This is a genomic window from Nocardia testacea NBRC 100365, assembly GCF_000308775.1.
In the GTDB taxonomy this organism is placed as follows: domain Bacteria; phylum Actinomycetota; class Actinomycetes; order Mycobacteriales; family Mycobacteriaceae; genus Nocardia; species Nocardia testacea.
Map to the genome: position 1 here is coordinate 35,390 of NZ_BAGJ01000001.1, position 17,226 is coordinate 52,615.

Annotated in this window: 13 protein-coding genes and 1 tRNA gene; 3 read left to right on the forward strand and 11 right to left on the reverse strand. The window is 68.7% G+C overall.

Features of this window, described 5'->3' with window-relative positions; all coding sequences use genetic code 11:
* Positions 1-4 precede the first annotated feature (4 nt).
* The 5 genes from ON38_RS00170 to ON38_RS00190 form a co-directional block, all read right to left on the reverse strand.
* Positions 5-1,471, reverse strand: coding sequence for a peptidoglycan D,D-transpeptidase FtsI family protein (locus tag ON38_RS00170; RefSeq protein ID WP_039821320.1), 1,467 nt, complete (start codon positions 1,469-1,471; stop codon positions 5-7).
* Positions 1,468-2,946, reverse strand: coding sequence for an FtsW/RodA/SpoVE family cell cycle protein (locus ON38_RS00175; RefSeq protein ID WP_039821322.1), 1,479 nt, complete (start codon positions 2,944-2,946; stop codon positions 1,468-1,470). Before ON38_RS00175 ends, ON38_RS00170 begins: the two co-directional genes overlap by 4 nt.
* Positions 2,946-4,448: a PP2C family protein-serine/threonine phosphatase gene (locus ON38_RS00180; protein ID WP_039821323.1), complete on the reverse strand. Its 1,503-nt coding sequence runs from the start codon at positions 4,446-4,448 to the stop codon at positions 2,946-2,948. The genes ON38_RS00175 and ON38_RS00180 overlap by 1 nt, the downstream gene beginning before the upstream one ends.
* A complete protein-coding gene (locus tag ON38_RS00185; RefSeq protein ID WP_039821324.1) occupies positions 4,445-4,912 on the reverse strand; it encodes an FHA domain-containing protein FhaB/FipA in 468 nt (155 codons plus the stop codon). The genes ON38_RS00180 and ON38_RS00185 overlap by 4 nt, the downstream gene beginning before the upstream one ends.
* Before the next feature lie 202 nt (positions 4,913-5,114).
* The gene (locus tag ON38_RS00190; protein WP_039821326.1) at positions 5,115-6,488 is read right to left on the reverse strand and encodes an FhaA domain-containing protein; all 1,374 of its coding nucleotides are present in this window, start codon (positions 6,486-6,488) and stop codon (positions 5,115-5,117) included.
* Positions 6,489-6,737: 249 nt separating this feature from the next.
* Between ON38_RS00190 and ON38_RS00195 the strand changes: the two genes are divergently transcribed.
* A tRNA-Leu gene (locus tag ON38_RS00195) sits at positions 6,738-6,820 on the forward strand.
* A gap of 217 nt (positions 6,821-7,037) precedes the next feature.
* The gene (locus ON38_RS00200; RefSeq protein ID WP_039821328.1) at positions 7,038-7,805 is read left to right on the forward strand and encodes an SDR family NAD(P)-dependent oxidoreductase; all 768 of its coding nucleotides are present in this window, start codon (positions 7,038-7,040) and stop codon (positions 7,803-7,805) included.
* 839 nt (positions 7,806-8,644) lie between these two features.
* On the opposite strand, the gene ON38_RS00205 is transcribed toward ON38_RS00200, so the two are convergent.
* On the reverse strand, positions 8,645-9,634 hold the full coding sequence (locus ON38_RS00205) for a stage II sporulation protein M (protein ID WP_039821330.1): 990 nt from the start codon (positions 9,632-9,634) through the stop codon (positions 8,645-8,647).
* 162 nt (positions 9,635-9,796) lie between these two features.
* Here ON38_RS00205 and ON38_RS00210 point away from each other — a divergent pair, with 162 nt between their 5' ends.
* A complete protein-coding gene (locus ON38_RS00210; RefSeq protein ID WP_051164211.1) occupies positions 9,797-10,597 on the forward strand; it encodes an RDD family protein in 801 nt (266 codons plus the stop codon).
* A gap of 26 nt (positions 10,598-10,623) precedes the next feature.
* Here ON38_RS00210 and ON38_RS00215 read toward each other — a convergent pair whose 3' ends face one another.
* The 5 genes from ON38_RS00215 to ON38_RS00235 all read right to left on the reverse strand — a co-directional run bounded on the left by ON38_RS00215 (position 10,624) and on the right by ON38_RS00235 (position 16,683).
* Positions 10,624-11,919 carry a DUF58 domain-containing protein gene (locus ON38_RS00215; protein ID WP_039821332.1) on the reverse strand — a complete coding sequence of 432 codons (1,296 nt, stop codon included), beginning with the start codon at positions 11,917-11,919 and terminating at the stop codon, positions 10,624-10,626.
* Between the two features lie 3 nt (positions 11,920-11,922).
* A complete protein-coding gene (locus tag ON38_RS00220; protein ID WP_039821333.1) occupies positions 11,923-12,927 on the reverse strand; it encodes an AAA family ATPase in 1,005 nt (334 codons plus the stop codon).
* Positions 12,924-13,961, reverse strand: coding sequence for a DUF4129 domain-containing protein (locus ON38_RS00225; protein WP_039821335.1), 1,038 nt, complete (start codon positions 13,959-13,961; stop codon positions 12,924-12,926). Before ON38_RS00225 ends, ON38_RS00220 begins: the two co-directional genes overlap by 4 nt.
* Complete coding sequence (locus tag ON38_RS00230; protein ID WP_039821337.1) at positions 13,958-14,866, reverse strand: hypothetical protein; 909 nt, start codon at positions 14,864-14,866, stop codon at positions 13,958-13,960. The genes ON38_RS00225 and ON38_RS00230 overlap by 4 nt, the downstream gene beginning before the upstream one ends.
* A gap of 143 nt (positions 14,867-15,009) precedes the next feature.
* Complete coding sequence (locus ON38_RS00235) at positions 15,010-16,683, reverse strand: DUF4407 domain-containing protein (protein WP_085995312.1); 1,674 nt, start codon at positions 16,681-16,683, stop codon at positions 15,010-15,012.
* Between the last annotated feature and the right edge of the window lie 543 nt (positions 16,684-17,226).

A 17,226-nucleotide genomic window follows, 5' to 3' on the forward strand; every position in this document is an offset into this window, starting at 1 on the left:
TCGTTCAGCGACCTCGCAGACCTGCGTCCAGTACCGCCCGGGCGACCGGCGCGGCGACCGACCCACCTGTTGCCGCCAGTGCCCGGTCACCGCCGTCCTCCACGATGACCGCGATGGCGATCTTCGGGTTCTCGGCGGGTGCGAAGGCTATGTACCAGGCATGCGGCGGAGTGTTCCGCGGATCGGCGCCGTGTTCGGCCGTACCGGTCTTCGACGCGATCCGATAGGACGTTCCGCCGCTGCCCGCGGTGTTCTCCTCCGAGGCGACCATCAGGTCGGTCAGCGTAGACGCTACCTCGGCGCTCACGGCCTGGCCGACCGAGACCGGCTCGGTGGTGGACAGCTCGCTCAGATCCGGGTTCTGCAACTGGTCGACCAGGTAGGGCTCCATCCGGACACCGCCGTTGGCCACGGTAGCGGCGATCACGGCATTGTCGAGCGGGGTGAGCGCGACATCACGCTGGCCGATGCTGCTCTGCGCGAGAGCGGCGTTGTCCGGGATGCTGCCCACGGTGCTCTCGGCCACCGGCATCGGGATCCCGCGATGCGGCCCGATACCGAATGCCGCGGCCTCGTCTTCCAGGGCCGCCGCCCCGACATCGACGCCGAGTTCCACGAACGCGGTGTTGCACGACCGCCGGAATGCCTCGTAGAGGGTGGCGGTGGCACCGGACCCGCAGGTCGAGCCGTTGTAGTTCTCCAGGGTCGTGCTCGTGCCCGGCAGGGTGATGTTGGGCGCCGCAGTGAACTGGGACTGCGGATTCGCCTTCCCGTTGGACAGCGCGGCCGCCGTGACGACCACCTTGAACGTGGACCCCGGCGGGTAGGTCTGGGAGATCGCCCGGTTGAGCATCGGCTGGTTCTCGTCGGCGCTGAGGTCCTCCCAGGCCTGGGTGCCCTGGGCGCCGTCGTGCCCGGTCAGCAGGTTCGGGTCGTAGCTGGGCGTGGACACCATGGTCAGGATCTTGCCGGTACTGGGTTCGATCGCCACCACCGAGCCGGTGTAACCCTTGCTGGTGAGTTCGTTGTAGGCGACCTGCTGCATCACCGGATCGATGGTGGTGACCACATTGCCGCCGCGCGGGTCCCGACCGGAGACCAGGTCGACCAGCCGGCTGCCGAAGAGCTGGGCGTCCGAACCGTTGAGCACCGGATCCTCGGCCCGCTCCAGCCCGGTGCTGCCGTACTGCATGGAGTAGAAACCGGTGACCGGGGCGAAGGCCTGCGGGTCGGTCGGATAGACGCGCAGGTACTTGTAGCGGTCGTCGGTGGATACCGAACTGGCCAGCACGGTGCCGCCGGCCGAGATCTGACCGCGCTGGCGGGAGTACTCGTCGAGCAGCACCCGAGAGTTACGCGGGTCGGCGCGGTAGTCGTCGGCCTTGATGACCTGCACATAGGTCGCATTCAGCAGCAGGGCGACGATCATCACCATGACCGCCATGGCGACGCGGCGTAATGGTGTGTTCAACGCTGCAGACCCCCTTGCCGTCGTGACACCATCACCGTCTGTGCTTCCGCCAGCGGCGCGGGCGCGGGCTCGCGGCGGCGGGCCGGCGCGGGTTCGCGCGCCGCGTCGGAGATCTTGATGAGCAGCGCGATCAGCACGTAGTTCGCCAGTAGTGAGGAACCGCCGTAGGAGACGAACGGCGTGGTGAGACCGGTCAGCGGGATCAGTTTGGTCACGCCGCCCACCACCACGAAGATCTGGATGGCGATGGTGAACGAGAGCCCGGCCGCGAGCAGTTTGCCGAAACTGTCCCGGATGGCCAGCGCGGTGCGCATACCGCGCAGTACCAGCACCAGGAAGAGAATGAGGATCGCGGTCAGGCCGATGAGGCCGAGTTCCTCACCGATGGTGGTCACGATGAAGTCGGTCTTGGCGAACGGCACCTGCGACGGCCGCCCGGCACCCAGGCCGGTACCCGCGAGACCGCCCGTGGCCAGGCCGAACAGCGACTGCACGATCTGGTAGCCGGTGTTGTTGTAGTCGTCGAACGGGTGCAGCCAGGTCTCCACACGTACCCGCACGTGGCCGAACAGCTGGTAGGCGAAGACGAAACCGAGAGCGAGCAGGCCGCCGCCGATGAGCAGCCAGCCCACGCGTTCGGTAGCGATGTAGAGCATCACCAGGACGGTGCTGAAGATCAGCAGCGAGGTGCCGAGATCCTTCTCGAACACCAGCACACCGATGCACACGATCCATACGGCCAGGATCGGGCCCATATCGCGGGCCCGCGGGAATTCCATGCCGAGGAAATGCCGCCCGGCCGCGGTGAACAGCTCACGTTTCGAGACCAGCACCGAAGCGAAGAAGATGATCAACAGGATCTTCGCGAATTCACCGGGCTGCAGGCTGAGGCCGGGCAGCCGGATCCAGATCTTGGCGCCGTTGACCTCGGACAGCGAGCTGGGCAGGATCGCCGGGATCGCCAGGGCCACCAACCCGACGAGACCGAGGGTGTAGGCGTATTTGGCCAGTGTGCGGTAGTCACGCAGCACCAGCAGGATCCCGACGAACAAGACGATGCCCAGCGCGGTCCACAGGATCTGCTGGTTGGCATCGGGAGAAGGGATGTCCCAGGAGTTGTAGGCGGCGGTCTGCTGATCGGCGAGGTCGAGCCGGTGGATCAGCACCAGGCCGATGCCGTTGAGTAACGCCACGATTGGGAGCAGCAGTGGATCGGTATAGGGCGCGAACCGGCGTACCGCCAGGTGCGCGACGGCGAAGAGGCCGAGGTAGGCCAGGCCGAGCTTGGCGATATCCCAGGTCAGCGATTCTTCCTGGCTCGCTTCCACCAGTGCCAGCGCGGCGGTGGTGATCAGTGCCGCGAATCCGAGTAGCACGAGCTCGGTATTGCGCCGGGTCGTCGGCGACGGCGCCGGAGCGAAACCGCCCGGGGGACTCGGAAAAGCCCCGGCGGACGGTGGTGCCGGTGCGGACATCAGTCCGTCACCCGGCAGTTCTCCCCGGCGATCTGGGGCTGAGCGGTGGTCGTCGGAGCCGGGACGGTGGTGGTCGGAGACGCGGGCGGCGCGGGGTTCTCACCGTTGGCGCCGGGCGCGGGCGGCTGGTTGGCCGGAGCGGGGGTGGCCGCGTCCGTGGGCGTCGGCGCGGGCGGCACCGGTGCGGGCGCGGGGGCCGGGGTGGTGGTGACAACGCCCGGCTGCGCGGCCGAGGCGTTCTTCTTGCACACCGGCAGCAGCTCGCGGTCGGCCAGGACCGCCATCTGCTCGCGGGCCTTGTCCAGGGTGCCGGGCGGCAGTCCGCGCTCGACCTGGTCCCGGCCGGTCTGTTCCAGATCGCTGACCTTCAGGGCTCGGCAGCCCTGCGGCAGGGCGGCGCCGCTCTCGACAAGACTCAGTTCGCCCTTGGCGGTAACACAGCCGACCAGATTCACGTCGTGGATCGAGTAGCCCAGGATCGACCCGGGCAGTCCCTGCATGACCACGACACTGTCGTTGTCGGCACCGACGTAGTAGTTGGTGCGGATCATCTTGTAACCGACGACCAGGCCGACCACGACCGCGAGCACGAGCGCGACCGCCAGCAGCAGCCAGCGCAGTTTATGGGATTTCTTCGGCTGCGGCTCGGGCTCCCCGGCGGCCCGGCGCGGGGCGGCCGCGGGTGGCCGCATGGCGGCGGCCCGTCCGGCCGCGGTGTTCGGCGGCGGGTTGTCCTCGGCTTCGCCGGAGGCGGCGCCCGCCACGATCGGATGACTCTGGCCGTAGTCGAGGTCGATGACATCGGCGACCACGACGGTCACATTGTCCGGTCCGCCGCTGCGCAGGGCGAGCTCGATGAGCCGGTCGGCGCATTCGTCGGTGCTGCCCTCGCGCATGGTGTTGGCGATGGTCTCGTCGCTCACCACATCGGACAGACCATCCGAACAGAGCAGGTAGCGGTCCCCGGCCCGGGCCTCGCGCATCACCAGCGTCGGCTCGATCTCGTTACCGGTGAGGGCGCGCATGATCAGCGAGCGCTGCGGATGGGTATGTGCCTGTTCCGCGGTGATCCGGCCCTCGTCCACCAGGGACTGGACGAACGTGTCGTCTCGGGTGATCTGGGCCAGTTCGCCGTCGCGCAGCATATAGGCGCGCGAGTCGCCGATATGGACCATGCCGAGTTTCTTGCCGGCGAACAGGATGGCGGTGAGCGTGGTGCCCATACCGTCGAGTTCGGGCTCTTCCTCGACCTGCTCGGCGATGGCGGCGTTACCGGCGTGGGTGGCCCGGTTCAGTTTGCCGAGGAGATCCTCGCCGGGTTCGTCGTCGTCGAGATGCGCCAGCGCGGCGATCATCAGTTGCGACGCCACCTCACCGGCCGCGTGCCCACCCATGCCGTCGGCAAGGGCCAGCAGGCGGGCGCCGGCGTAGACGGAATCTTCGTTGTTTGCGCGGACCAGGCCGCGGTCGCTGCGCGCTGCGTAGCGGAGAACAAGTGTCACGATCGGAGCTCGATCACTGTCTTGCCGACCCGGACAGGAGTGCCGAGCGGAACGCGGACTGCGGTGGTGACTTTGGCACGATCCAGGTAGGTACCGTTGGTCGAGCCGAGGTCTTCGACGTACCAGTCGTCACCGCGTAGGGACAGCCGGGCATGTCGGGTGGAGGCGTAATCATCGGTGAGCACCAGCGTGGAATCGTCCGCACGGCCGATCAGCACCGGTTGGGTACCGAGCGTTATGCGGGTACCGGCGAGAGAACCTTGAGTCACCACAAGATATTTGGCGCCCTTCTGGCCCCGGCGCATGGACGGCAGTACCGCGGCACCACGGGGGCCCCGGTTCTGGAGTCGCTTGCCCGAGGCCGCGTAGATATCGCTGCGGAGGGTACGCAGGATTGCCCACACGAACAGCCACAGCAGCAGGAGGAACCCGGCACGGGTCAACTGCAAGATCAATCCCTGCACGGTGCTCCACCTCCTCTTCGACCGTGTGTCGGTGCCGCAGGCGTGGTGGAACCCACCCCACTGCGATGCTCGTCCCCGCGGACCGCAGTGCGGTGCCGCGCGTGTGTTGGCACATCATAGGGCCGTCGGACGATACCGATCACGATTAGGCCGCCCCATTATGCGAGAGCCACCTCGTGATCCGCACGGCGAGCCTACGGCATCAGACGATACGGATGAGGATCTCGGAGTGCCCGGCACGGATGACGTCGCCGTCCGCGAGCTGCCAGTCCTGTACGGGAGACCCGTTCACCAGGGTGCCGTTGGTGGAGCCGAGATCGGACAGCATCGCGGTCTGGCCGTCCCAGCGCACCTCGATATGGCGCCGGGAAACACCGGTGTCGGGGAGGCGGAAGTGCGCGTCCTGTCCGCGGCCGATGATGTTGCTGCCTTCCCGTAGCTGGTAGGTCCGGCCGCTGCCGTCGTCGAGCGCGAGGGTCGCGGAGAAACCGGGGCCGGCCGCCGGCGCGTACCCGCCCGGTGCGCCGTAACCCGCCTGCTGGGCCTGCGGGGGGTAGCCCTGGCCTTGCGGCTGGCCGTAGGCCTGCTGGTCGTAACCCTGGTCGTAGCCGGGCTGCTGGCCGTAGCCCTGCTGGTCGTAACCCTGGTCGTAGCCGGGCTGCGCGTAGCCCTGCTGGTCGTAGCCGCCCTGCTGGGCATAACCCTGCTGGTCGTAGCCCTGATCGTAACCCTGCTGACCCTGGTAACCCTGGTCGTAGCCGGGCTGGCCCTGGTAGCCGCCCTGTTCGTAGCCGGGCTGCTGGCCGTAGCCCTGCTGGTCGTAACCCTGGTCGTAGCCGGGCTGCGCGTAACCCTGCTGGTCGTAGCCGCCCTGCTGGGCATAACCCTGGTCGTAGCCACCCTGCTGGGCGCCGTAGGCCTGCTGCTCGTAGGCGGCGCCACCCTGCTGGTAGTCGTAGCCGTTCTGATAATCCGGGCCGCCGCCGTAGGGCGCGCCGGGACCGTAGTCCTCGGGGTACGCGCCGTTCTGCGGCCCGCGTCCCGCGGGTCCGGGAGCGTACCCGCGATTACGTGGATCGGACTCCGCGTGCTCACGGCTCGGGTCGTAGCCAGAGTTCTGCGTCATGGGGCCAGCTCCTGGTTGCGGGTTAGCGGGTCGTTGTAGCGGTTCGGGGCGGTGAGCCGGGGTGGCTCCGCGGCCGGCGTCGGGGTCGACGCGACCGCTCGTCCTGAACATTCCGGTGTGCAGCGTAGGGGATGCCTCGAACGCCACGTGTACTTCGCCATAGGTCTGCCAGCCTTGCTCACGGATGTAATCCTGCAGATGTTTGGCGAAAGCACGGGTTGTGAGGTCGTGATCGGCGTCGAGCTGCCGGTGGTCCGACGAGTTGATGGTGATCACATAGCTGTTGGGTGCGAGCAGATGCCCGCCGCCGACATCTCGGACGTTGTCGGCGGCTTCACGCTGCAGCGCTGCCTCGACCTCCTGGGGAACGACGTTCCCGCCGAAGACCCTGGCGAAGACGTCACCGACTGCGCCCTGTAGGCGACGCTCGAAACGCGAGACGATCCCCATTCGGGCCCTCCCTTCGGTGAGTCTCTCCTCATTCTTTACGACGACACGCGAATACGGCGTGTCGTTCTACGAGCACGTTCTCTGCATGATATCCACGTTCCGCTGTACCTGTAACTATCGGAACCGTGCCCGAGTTCCCTTCCTGGCGGTCTCCGCCCTTCGATTCCCGGTCAGCGGCCGGTTCGAAAAGCTCGTGACCACGGGATTTCGTCTCCCGGACATCTCCGTGCTAGTGTCTGACCGTCGCTCGGGCGAGTGGCGGAATGGCAGACGCGCTGGCTTCAGGTGCCAGTGTCCTTCGGGACGTGGGGGTTCAAGTCCCCCTTCGCCCACCGAGAAGAAGCCGTGGATCACCGGATCCACGGCTTCTTCGTTTTTGTCGCGAAGGTCCGGGCCACCGCGGAACGCCGGTCCGGGAAGTCGGTGTGTGGCGTTGGTCATGATTGGTCGGCCACGGCCGTGCCCATCATCTAGAACGTGTTCCAGAAACATGTCGGAAAATCCGCGGAACCCGTTGACTCCCGAATCGAACCTGTTCTAATTCATGCCATGCGGAGATATGAAGGCCGTCGAGTACTGGTGACAGGTGCGGGATCGGGTATCGGCCAGGGCGTGGCCCTGCGGCTGCTGGAGGAGGGAGCTCGGCTCGTCGCTGCCGATATCAACGAGCCCGGATTGGCAGCCACGGTGGAGAAAGCCGGCGACGCGGCCGGTCGGCTCAGCACCGTAGCGGTGAACATCGCGGATATAGAGTCGGTACGCGCGGCCGCCGGGACGGCGCTGGAAACACTGGGCGGATTGGATGTGCTCGTCAATTGCGCGGGCATCCTCAAACCGGCTCGTACCCACGAGATGCCGCTCGACGAGTGGAACCGGGTCATCACCGTGAATCTCACGGGCACATTCCTGGTGACCCAGGCGCTGCTGCCGGCCCTGCTGGAATCCGGCCGGGGTGTGGTGATCAACCTGTCGTCGACCTCGGCTTTCCAGTCGGCTCCCTACCTGGCCGCCTATGCCGCCTCCAAGGGCGGTGTCGCCTCCTTCACTCACGCCATCGGCCTGGAGTACGCCAAGCAGGGATTGCGAGCGGTCAATATCGTCCCGGCCGGAATCATGAGCGGGATCACCACCGAATCCATCACCGAACAGCCGGAGGACGCCGACTGGACGCTGTTCGCCCGGCTGACCGGTTGGCTGAACGGTGGCGCCCTGGGCACTCCGGAGGATATCGCCGGCGTCGTGGCGATGGTCGGTTCCGATGACGGCCGCTACATCACCGGCACCGAGATCCGGGTCGACGGTGGCGCGCTCATGTGATCTCTCATGAAGTTCCGGGGCCGCAACGGCGCTCGCGCGAGTCGCGATCGCCGTTGCGGTCTTTTTCTTTCTCGTGGGCCGCGACTCGACTGTGCCGGAGGCGCGTTCGGGCAGGTCGAGGCGGAGCTGCCGCGGTTGTCGAGGCGGGCGCGAACAGTGCGCCGTCCTCCCGGTATGCCTGAATGAGACCAAGGTCACACAAGAACTTTTCGATTGCGGCGGCGCTGCTGAGGGTTGCCTCACTGGACGGCTCCGGTGACCCAGTTCACGTCCTGGAACCGGCTTGGTTAACTACCGCGAGGTGTTTACCGGGTTGCTGTACGGGGGGTGCGGCAGGTTTGTGTGCGCTAAACAAACTCCAGGTATTTTTCGTTAGTGTCGCTCGTCTGGCAACCGTGTTAACGCCGCGCGAACGCGCAGGTCGGCGTGGGAACAGCCGAGTTAACGGCGGTTCGGGTGAACCCTATGGCGAACCCGTTTCCCGTTGTGCGTAACCATGGTTACGGATATGTCCGTGACCAGTAAAAACCAAATGTACTTGCAAATGAAAGCACCGTTGTAAGTCCGCTACCGCCTGCTGGAAGTTAGCTGGATGAGGGTCGAGGTGGGGGTTTCTGGATGTTTGCCGAACTGCGATGCGTACCTGTGACCTCAGCCGCAGCGGGTTGCGTAGGGATAACGATTGTGTAGAGTCGACGGTAACGCTGGCCGCAGCTAGAGCGGCGACTCGCTGCGGCCAGCGGAATTCAAATGGGGGAATCCACGCAGGTCGTTCGAGTCGCGTTGCTGCGACCTCACACAACACTGTCGGTTGCTGTGTGCTCGAGGTTGTCTGCCCGTTACCGCGAAAGTTGCGCTACCGCTACTTTCGCCGTTGTCGACTCGGCCGGTCGGGCGGCTCGGCTGCCGGCGATGAAGATGTAGGCGAGAAAGGCCGCCTCGGCGGCGAGGCCGATGGCGATCCGGGCCGGCGCGGGCAGCGCGCTCGGCGTCACGAACCCCTCCAGAAGTCCGGCTACCAGCAAGGTCGGGACCAAACCGAGGGCGATGGCGGCGGTGGCGCGGCCCTGCCGGGCGACCGCTTCGGTCCGGCTGAGCCGGCCCGGATCGATCAGCGTCCAGCCGAGTTTCAGTCCCGCGCCGCCCGCGATGAAAATGGCTGTCAGCTCCAGCATTCCGTGCGGAAGCAGGAAACCGAAGAACGATTCCAGTCGCCCGGCCTCGGCCATCAACCCCGCCGTAATGCCGATATTCAGGGCATTCATGAACAGTAGGTAGAGCACGGGCACGATGAGCACCCCCAGAAAGAGGGCCAGCGCCGAGACCCACGCATTGTTGGTCCAGACCAATGCGGCGAACGCATCGTTGGAATGCTCGGTGTAGTAGGTCTCGAAGGCGCCGCCGGGCGCGGTCAGCACAGCGGTATCGCCCTGCAGGCCGAGCGTTTCCCGAGCCGACCGGCCGTTCGCGATCCAGACCGCGAATCCGGCTGCCACACTCAGGAAGATCACCGCGACGGCCAGCCACCAGCCCAGCGCCCGATACACCGCGCCGGGGAAACCGTGAGTGACGAACCGGACGACTTCGGTCCAGGTATTCGGTGCGCTGCCGACGATCCGGCCGCGGGCCCGGGCGATCACCGCACTGAGCCCGGCCACCAGTTCCGGTTCGGGACTGTGGGTCTGTAAGCGGGCCAGATGCTGCGAGGTTCGCCGGTACAACTGCACCAGTTCGTCGGTTTCGGCCCCGGTGAGGGTGCGTTGACGAGACAACGTGTCCAACCGGGCCCACAGGTGCCGGTTCCTCGCGCTGTATGCGTCCACATCCATGGGTTCGCCTCCCGCTCCCGCCTGTACCGGCGCCGGCACCCGCCGAGAACCGCGCACAACGGCAGTGACGGCTCGTACTCGGCGACCGATGTCGGCGGCCGTACCCCCCGTATCACCGGCGCAGGGCCGGAAACCGGCCGCCGTGAAAGAATGCTATGCGATATGGCCGAATTCACGACGGGCGAAGCCGTGGCGATCGAACTGCCGGTCGCCCGCGTGCCGACTCGTGCGGCGGCGTTCGTACTCGACCTGATCCTGCAGGCCGTACTCGGGATCGTATTGTTCACCGGCGCGCTGCTGCTCGTCCGCGGCGACGACACCGACCCGTGGTTCACCACCCTGACACTCGTCGCGCTGGTCATCGTGCTCGTCGGCTATCCGGTCGGATTCGAGACCCTGTTGCGCGGCGCCACCCCGGGGAAACTGGCTCTCGGCCTGCGGGTGGTGCGTGCCGACGGCGGCCCGATCGATTTCCGGCACGCCCTGACCCGGGGACTCACCGGCGCGATCGTGGATTTCTGGATGCTCGGGCTCTTCGGTGTGATCGCGGTGGTGAGCTCGATGTGCTCGCCGCACGCGCGCCGAGTGGGCGACGTGCTGGCGGGCACAGTGGTGGTGCATATGCGACAGCGGCTGTCGGTACCCGCGTTGGCCGTCCCGCCGGTATGGCTCACCGGCTGGTCGGCCGAATTGGATCTTGCGGCCCTGCCCGAGGATCTGGCACTCGCTGTGCGGCAATACTTGACCCGGTTCAACTCGCTGACCCCGGCGGCGCAATACGAACTCGGCCACGCACTCGTGCACGCGGTGTGCGGCCGACTGCGGGTCGCGCCGCCGGCCGGGTACCCGCCGGTGCAGGTCCTCGGCAGCGTGATCGCCGAACGCCAGCGGCGCGCCCTGCCGGCGCCCCCACCACCGGCGGCGTTCGCCTTACCGCCGGTGTCGTTCGCTCCCATGCCCTGAGGGGGCGCACCCGGCCGGCTACGGCCTCAGAGGGCCGCGGAGCGTTTGAGTTCCAGATACTCGTCGGCCAGCGCCGCGGGCAGCTCGGACGCGGTTGCGGCGACCACGGCGATTCCCATCCGGCGCAGCGATTCCTGCAGAACCGCGTAGTCGGCGATCCGCGATTCGGCGGCGGCCGCCCGGTACAGCGCGGCCGGGCTGCCGCGGTCGGCTGCCGCGGCGGCGATATCGGGATCGATGACCGACACGATCAGCACCCGATGTCGCTCGGCCAGGACGGGCAGCACCGGAAGCAGGTTCTCGGTGACCGCCGCGCCGTCCGGACTGGTGAACCAGACGACAAGGCTGCGCCGCCGGGCCCGTTGTACGGCGGCCCGGACCAGCCCCTCGGCATCGGTATCGACCAGGGCAGGGGTGACACCGGCCAGGGCATGCATGAGTTTGGGCTGGATACCGCGGCCGACACCGGTGGGTACCTCGGCGCGTACCGTCCGGTCGTAGGCGAGCAGCCCGACCAAATCGCCCCCGGCCGCGGCCAGGCCGCCCAGTAGGAGAGCCGCTTCGATCGAGGCCTCCAGGCGGGTACCCGCACCGACCCGCCCCGCGCTGATCCGGCCGGTGTCGAGAAGCATGAGCACCTGCCGGTTGCGTTCCGGGCGCCAGGTGCGGACGAGGACATCGGTGGCTCGTGCGGTGGCCCGCCAGTCGATGGTGCGGACATCGTCGCCCGGCACGTATTCGCGGAAGGAGTCGAACTCGGTGCCCTGGCCGCGTACATCGGCCAGGTTGCGGCCTTCCAGATGCTGCAGCCGTTTCACCTTGGCGGCGAGGAGCCGTTCGCTGTGGAACGGGGGCAGGGCGCGGACCCGGGCGGGGACGCTGCGGTGGAACTGATGCCCGGCCAGCCCCAACGGCCCCCACAGGCGCAGCGTCACCGGGCCGGCCGTGCGGTCGCCGCGGTGGGTGGGAGCGAGGGTGGTGCGCAGCCGGATCCGGCCGGACGGCGGAACCGCGAGCCGGTGTTCGCGTGCGGCGGCACCGGCGCTGTCGGGCCAGTCGTCCCAGAGCAGGCCGCGCACCGTCCGGGATCCGGTATTGGTCAGCGTCAGCTCGACCTCGGTGCGCGTGCCCAGGCGCAGCACCGACAACTCGGGCCGGTGCAGCGTCACCTCGGCGCTCCGCGCGGCCAGCGAGCGGTCGGTCACGGCGAGCGTGAGAATGAGCGCACTGGCCGCCAGGACCGCGGCCCAGGACGGAGCCAGCACGGTGACCGCCAGGGCCGCGGCGGCCGCGACGGCGACGAGCCGGCCGGTGACGACCACGAGCTACACCGGGACCGGGACGGACAGCAGCAGCGAGGCCATCACCTGTTCGCCGGTGACTCCGTCCAGTTCGGCTTCGGGGCGCAGTCGCAGCCGGTGGCGCAGGGCCGCCACGGCAACGGTTTTCACATCGTCGGGTGTGACGAAACCCCGTCCGTTGAGCCAGGCCAGCGCGCGGGCCGCGGACATGAGCGCGGTGGCGCCGCGGGTGGACGCGCCGTGCTGGACCGCCGCCGCGATCCGGGTGGCGCGGCACAGATCGACGATATAGGCGAGAACTTCCGGATGAACCGTGATCGCGGCGATCGCGGAGCGGGCGGCGGCGATATGCGCCGGCCCGGCCACCGGCCGTAACCCGGCGGCGGTGAGGTCGCGGGGGTCGAATCCCTCGGAGTGGCGCTGCAATACACGGAACTCGTCGTCGCGGTCGGGAAGATGGATATCGACCTTGAACAGGAACCGATCCAGTTGTGCCTCGGGCAGCGGATAGGTGCCCTCCTGCTCGATGGGGTTCTGGGTGGCGACCACGACGAAGGGGTCGGGTAGCGGCCGGGGCGCACCGTCGACCGACACCTGGCGTTCCTCCATGGATTCCAGCAGCGCCGATTGGGTTTTCGGCGGGGTGCGGTTGATCTCGTCGGCCAGGAGCAGATTGGTGAACACCGGACCGTCGCGGAAGGTGAACTCGGCCGAGTGCGGATCGTAGATCTGCGATCCGGTGACATCGGCCGGCATCAGGTCCGGCGTGAACTGGACCCGGGCGTGCCGTAGATCGAGGGCCGTGGCCAGGGCCCGGACCAGCAGGGTCTTCGCCACACCGGGAACCCCTTCCAGCAGCACGTGGCCGCGGCACAGCAGCGCCAGCACCAGGTACATGACGGCGTTGTCATTACCCACCACCGCCTTGCCGATCTCGGTGCGCAGCGCCGCGAAGGCGGCGGCGGCCTCGGCGGGAGAGGGGGCCGTGGCAGCTCCCGTACCGTCCTTACCGGTGTCAATACTGGTCATCCGACCTCCGCTTCGATCCATTCGAGTTGCGCGGCAACGAGTTGCAGGGCCGCCGCGTCCGGCACCGGCCCGTAGAGGGCCGCCCCGACAGTGGCCGGGTCGGCGCGGATCCGCGCGGCGACCGCCGCCGTCAGCTCCTCGGGGGAGGCCCCGGCGCCGAGTGCGCGGCGCAATCTGCGCACGGTCGCGGTGCGCAACACACCCGCGATATGCGCGTGATCCCTGGAACGGCGGTAGAGCCCGGCCTGTCCGTCCAGCAGTTCGTCGGCCGCGACCTCCACCGGCCGCGGTTCGCCGACCACCGTGCCGCGACGCCGTGCCCGCCACCACACCAGCAGGGCCGCGGCGATCAGGAACTGCAATCCGCCGAAGGCCAGCCGGTCGGATGTCCGCTCGAAGAGGGAGTCCTCGCCGGTGGGCCGGGGCAGGTCCGGGTCGTAGTCGCCACTCGGCGGTGGATCCATGGGTGGCGGATCGATCGGCGGTGCATCCGGGGCAGGCGGTGCGGTGGGGCCGGAGCAGCCCTGCAGGACCGCGTACAGCACGAGCAGGATCAGGGCCACCGCGGCCAGTCCGGCCCAGAAGCGGGGGTCGCGCAGGACCGCGGGCCATTCCCCGGAGCCCGGCCGCCATCGTGCCCGGCGGCAGGCCGGTTCGATATCGGTCGGTTCGGCCGCCGGGGGCGGCGCGGCCGCGGAGAACCGGTCGGCCTGGGTCAGGCGGCGGTATTCGTCCTCCGCCGCCCGGCGGCCGCCGTAGACGACCTCGTCGAACGACCGGGCGGCGGACGGGAATTCGCCGGAGACTCCGGCGGGCAGGCGCGCCGCCGCTTCGTGCGACGTTTCGCGGGCTGTGCGCGATCGGCGCACCTCGAGCAGGTCGCGCTGTTCCAGTCCTCGTAGGACAGCCCGGAAGCGTTCGCGTAACGCGGTATCGAAGTCACCGTGCGCGGCCGCGTGTTCGGCGGCGGCCGCGTGGACCACGGCGGCATCCAGCCGGGGCGGATCCGGAACGGACCGGGACGGATCGGTCACCGGTCATCTCCGTCGGGGATGCGGATATCGGCACCCTCGCGCCGGCAACGCAGGTCCAGGTAACCGGTCACCCGGGCACTGGATTCCACGATCTCGGTGAAGGCCCCGAGCAGCAGCCCGGCCACGGTGACCAATACCAGAAACGCCCACCGGTGGGTGCCCGAGATATCGCCGACGAACAGCACGAGACCCAGGAGCGGGGCGACGAGCAGCGTGAAGAGCAGGCGCTGGCAGAGCCACAGACCGGCGCGACGGCCGCGCAGGTTCGCGACCAGCACACCCGACCGCGACAGCGCGGCACCGGCACCGGCGCCCTCGGCGAACAGCACCGGTACGGCCGCGAGGTGACGCGCGCGCAGCCACGCCAGCCCGAGCAGGCAACAGGGGTAGGTGACCACGAACCAGAGCAGGCCGCCGAAAAAGGTGAACGGGAAGAGCAGAGCGCTGATACCGAGGACCGCCACGCCGATGGCGGTGAACGAAAGCTGAGTGAGCAGCAGTGGGCCGAGCCTACCGGCGGTGCGGCGCAGACTCTCCCGCAGCCGGATCGGTGTCCCGCCGACCCGGGCCAGGCCGGTGGTGACCGTGACCCCGCGCAGGACCAGCCGGACGACCCAGGCGGTACCGAGCGTCGCGAACAGGGCGGCGAGGGCGGTCCCCGTGTCGGAACCGTCCGTCAGCTGGGAGACCAGCCCGATCGACCCGGCCACCACCAGTTCCCCGGGCACCAGCAGCACCGCGGCGGCGCCTGCCAGCGTCCGGATATCGGCCTGCAGGAGAGCGAAGGGCGCGTCGAGCAGTTCCCGGAAACTCAGCGGGCGGATCGGCACCGTCGCTGTCCGGGCTCGACCTTCCGGATGTATTCCCGCCCCGACGGAACCGGCCGTATCAGCGGCAGGCTGCACGCGGCCGAGTCTAATGGGCACCGGGGCAGTCCGCGCCCGTCCGGGGCCGAGGCAGCGTTGTGCCCGCCGATGCGGCGGGTCGTGGGGGAGCGTGCGGGCCGAGTCGTCCCCGAGTCCGCCGGTCGTGAGGCCGGCCGCGGTGATCAGCTGCCCGGTGGCAGTTCGCGAGGCGCGGGAATCTTTCGTTCGCCACCCGTGGGTAGCGCGGCGGTCGTGGCCGGCTCGAGATGGGTTGTGGCGGACACGATGGCATCCGCGCCCAGGGTGATATCGGCGTCCCTCGTGTCGCCCCGGCGGCCGGCCGAACGGCTACCGACGACGCCCGCATCCTCGATATCGGTGTCCACGCTGACCTTTCGTGCCCGGCGCAGCGTGAAGGTGATCTCTTCGGCCTCGGTGAGTACCTGGCGAGCGGTGCGCAGCGGCCGGCTCGCGGTGTCGATGGCGGTGTCGATGGCCGAACCGACGAAACCCGGGACGAGTGGGCGGATCCAGCTGGCGGCGGTATCGGTGAACGGGACGGTACCGATGATCGGGAGCTCCAGACCCGCCGGCGGCCGGACCGCGATCTCCTTGCCCAGCGGTACCGGCAGGTCCGGCCCGCCACTTCCCGGCGGCAGCGCGGCGTTGCGGGCCGCTGCCGGGCCGACGGGTTCGGGGTCGCGTTCGGTGACCCCGATCTCCAGGCCACCGAGCGCGGCGATGACCCGGGTGCGCTGGCGTTCACGGTCGATGGTGGTGTCGGCCTCGGCCGCCAGTTCGGCCGCGGTCAGCTGCTGCTCGAGCCGGACGGCAGCGGTATCGGCCCGGATCCGGGCCTCCTTCTCGGCGATCGCCGCGTCGGCGGCGCGTTCGGCGCGGTCGCGGACGGCGTCGGCGGCCCGGCGCCGCTCCTGGGCGGTCTCCCCGCGCCACCAGCGCAGGATCAGTGGCAGCAGCGCCAGCAGCCCGAAGAGCAGCCAGGTCAGCGCCCGAAGTCCCAGGGCGCCCAGCTCGTCGATGGTGTATTCGTGTGCCGCCGACCACCGCGCACCGAACCCGCGGTCACCGTCGCCCGCCGCGGCCTGCGCGTCGTGCAGGGCCAAGCGGGCGTCGGTGATCCGCTGGTCCAGTGGGGCCACGCGGTCCTGCGCGGTGCTCAGCGCGGCGCGGGCATCGTCGAGCATCGCGTTCGCGGTCTGTGCCTCCGGGCCACGGCCCGGCACTCCGGTGATCTTGGTCTGTGGGCACTGCGGGGTCGGATTGAACTCGCACCGGGCGATGATCAGGGCGTTGTCGATATCCGCGGCGGCCGCCGCGATGGTCCCGTCCAGCGCGGCGCGGTCGGCGACCGCGCGGTCCAGCTCGTCCTGAGCGGTACGGACGGCCGGGGCCGTGGCGGCCGCGGTCGCGGCCCGCTCGTCGAGTATCCGGTCCACGGTGCCGCCGAACAGCACAGTCACCGCCATCTCGGCCACCACCACGCCGGCCAGCAGTGCGATGCCCACCCGCGCGGCGACCGCCGGAACATTGAGGGTCCCGGCGGGCAGATCGGGGCGGGCGGTGGGTTCGGCCCCGGCCAGTGCCCGGCCCAGCAGGCCGGCGAGGACTCCGGCCACCAGGGCGATGGCGGCGATCGCGGCGGGTGGTTGATCGGCGGCGCTCATGGCGGAGGCGGTGACCGCGCCGGTGACGAGGGCGAACAGCGCCACGCCGGCTCCGGTGACGGTATAGCCCGTGCGCTCGTATCCCTCGGCGGTTTCGGCGGGCTGCCCGCCGCCGAGCCGGATGAACATGCCGGTGACGCTCATGGGGCCCATATCCTCTGCAGCTGTCATCGATTCGTTGTCTCAGCGTGACAGGACACACGCCTGTCCATCGACCCTTGGCGATCGGGTGTGGGGATCTTCACAGGGGTGTCGCGCAGCATACGGTGACCGCTCCTCGGGCGATGCCCGGGCCGTACCGACAGGGCCGCCGAAACCCTCGCTCGCGCAACACAAGCGATGCGTGCCGCGGGCGGAAAAATGTGTCGTAAACCACTCTGGAGTCGGTTTGCTGATCATGTGCTGAGGGCGCCTTCGGTGAAAACAGGCCGAACGGTCGGATCATGTTCTGTGCTTGTCACGAGGCTGTCACGAACATCTCATCGGGGTGCGCAACAGTTAGCCGCAGGCTGATGGGTTTGCCTTCCGCCGCTGTCGGGAATTCATCTTCGATGCAGGTGAGCGTGGGTTCGGTGGATGCGGCGCGGCATCGCCGAAAGGCTCGGAACCGACGGATCACCGCTGTTCGGAGGGCCGATCCGGGATCGATTCGCCCCCGAAAGCTGCTTTACACTAGAAAACGCGCATATGTGGAGGAACGAATGAAGAAGCCCA

Excerpts from the sequence above, each read along its gene's own strand:
- ON38_RS00210 (WP_051164211.1), top strand. The coding sequence starts at position 9,797 with ATGGCCGAATTCACGACGGGCGAAGCCGTGGCGATCGAACTGCCGGTC.
- ON38_RS00205 (WP_039821330.1), bottom strand. The coding sequence starts at position 9,634 with ATGGATGTGGACGCATACAGCGCGAGGAACCGGCACCTGTGGGCCCGG.
- ON38_RS00220 (WP_039821333.1), bottom strand. The coding sequence starts at position 12,927 with ATGACCAGTATTGACACCGGTAAGGACGGTACGGGAGCTGCCACGGCC.
- ON38_RS00200 (WP_039821328.1), top strand. The coding sequence starts at position 7,038 with ATGCGGAGATATGAAGGCCGTCGAGTACTGGTGACAGGTGCGGGATCG.
- ON38_RS00235 (WP_085995312.1), bottom strand. The coding sequence starts at position 16,683 with ATGACAGCTGCAGAGGATATGGGCCCCATGAGCGTCACCGGCATGTTC.
- ON38_RS00175 (WP_039821322.1), bottom strand. The coding sequence starts at position 2,946 with ATGTCCGCACCGGCACCACCGTCCGCCGGGGCTTTTCCGAGTCCCCCG.
- ON38_RS00190 (WP_039821326.1), bottom strand. The coding sequence starts at position 6,488 with ATGGGGATCGTCTCGCGTTTCGAGCGTCGCCTACAGGGCGCAGTCGGT.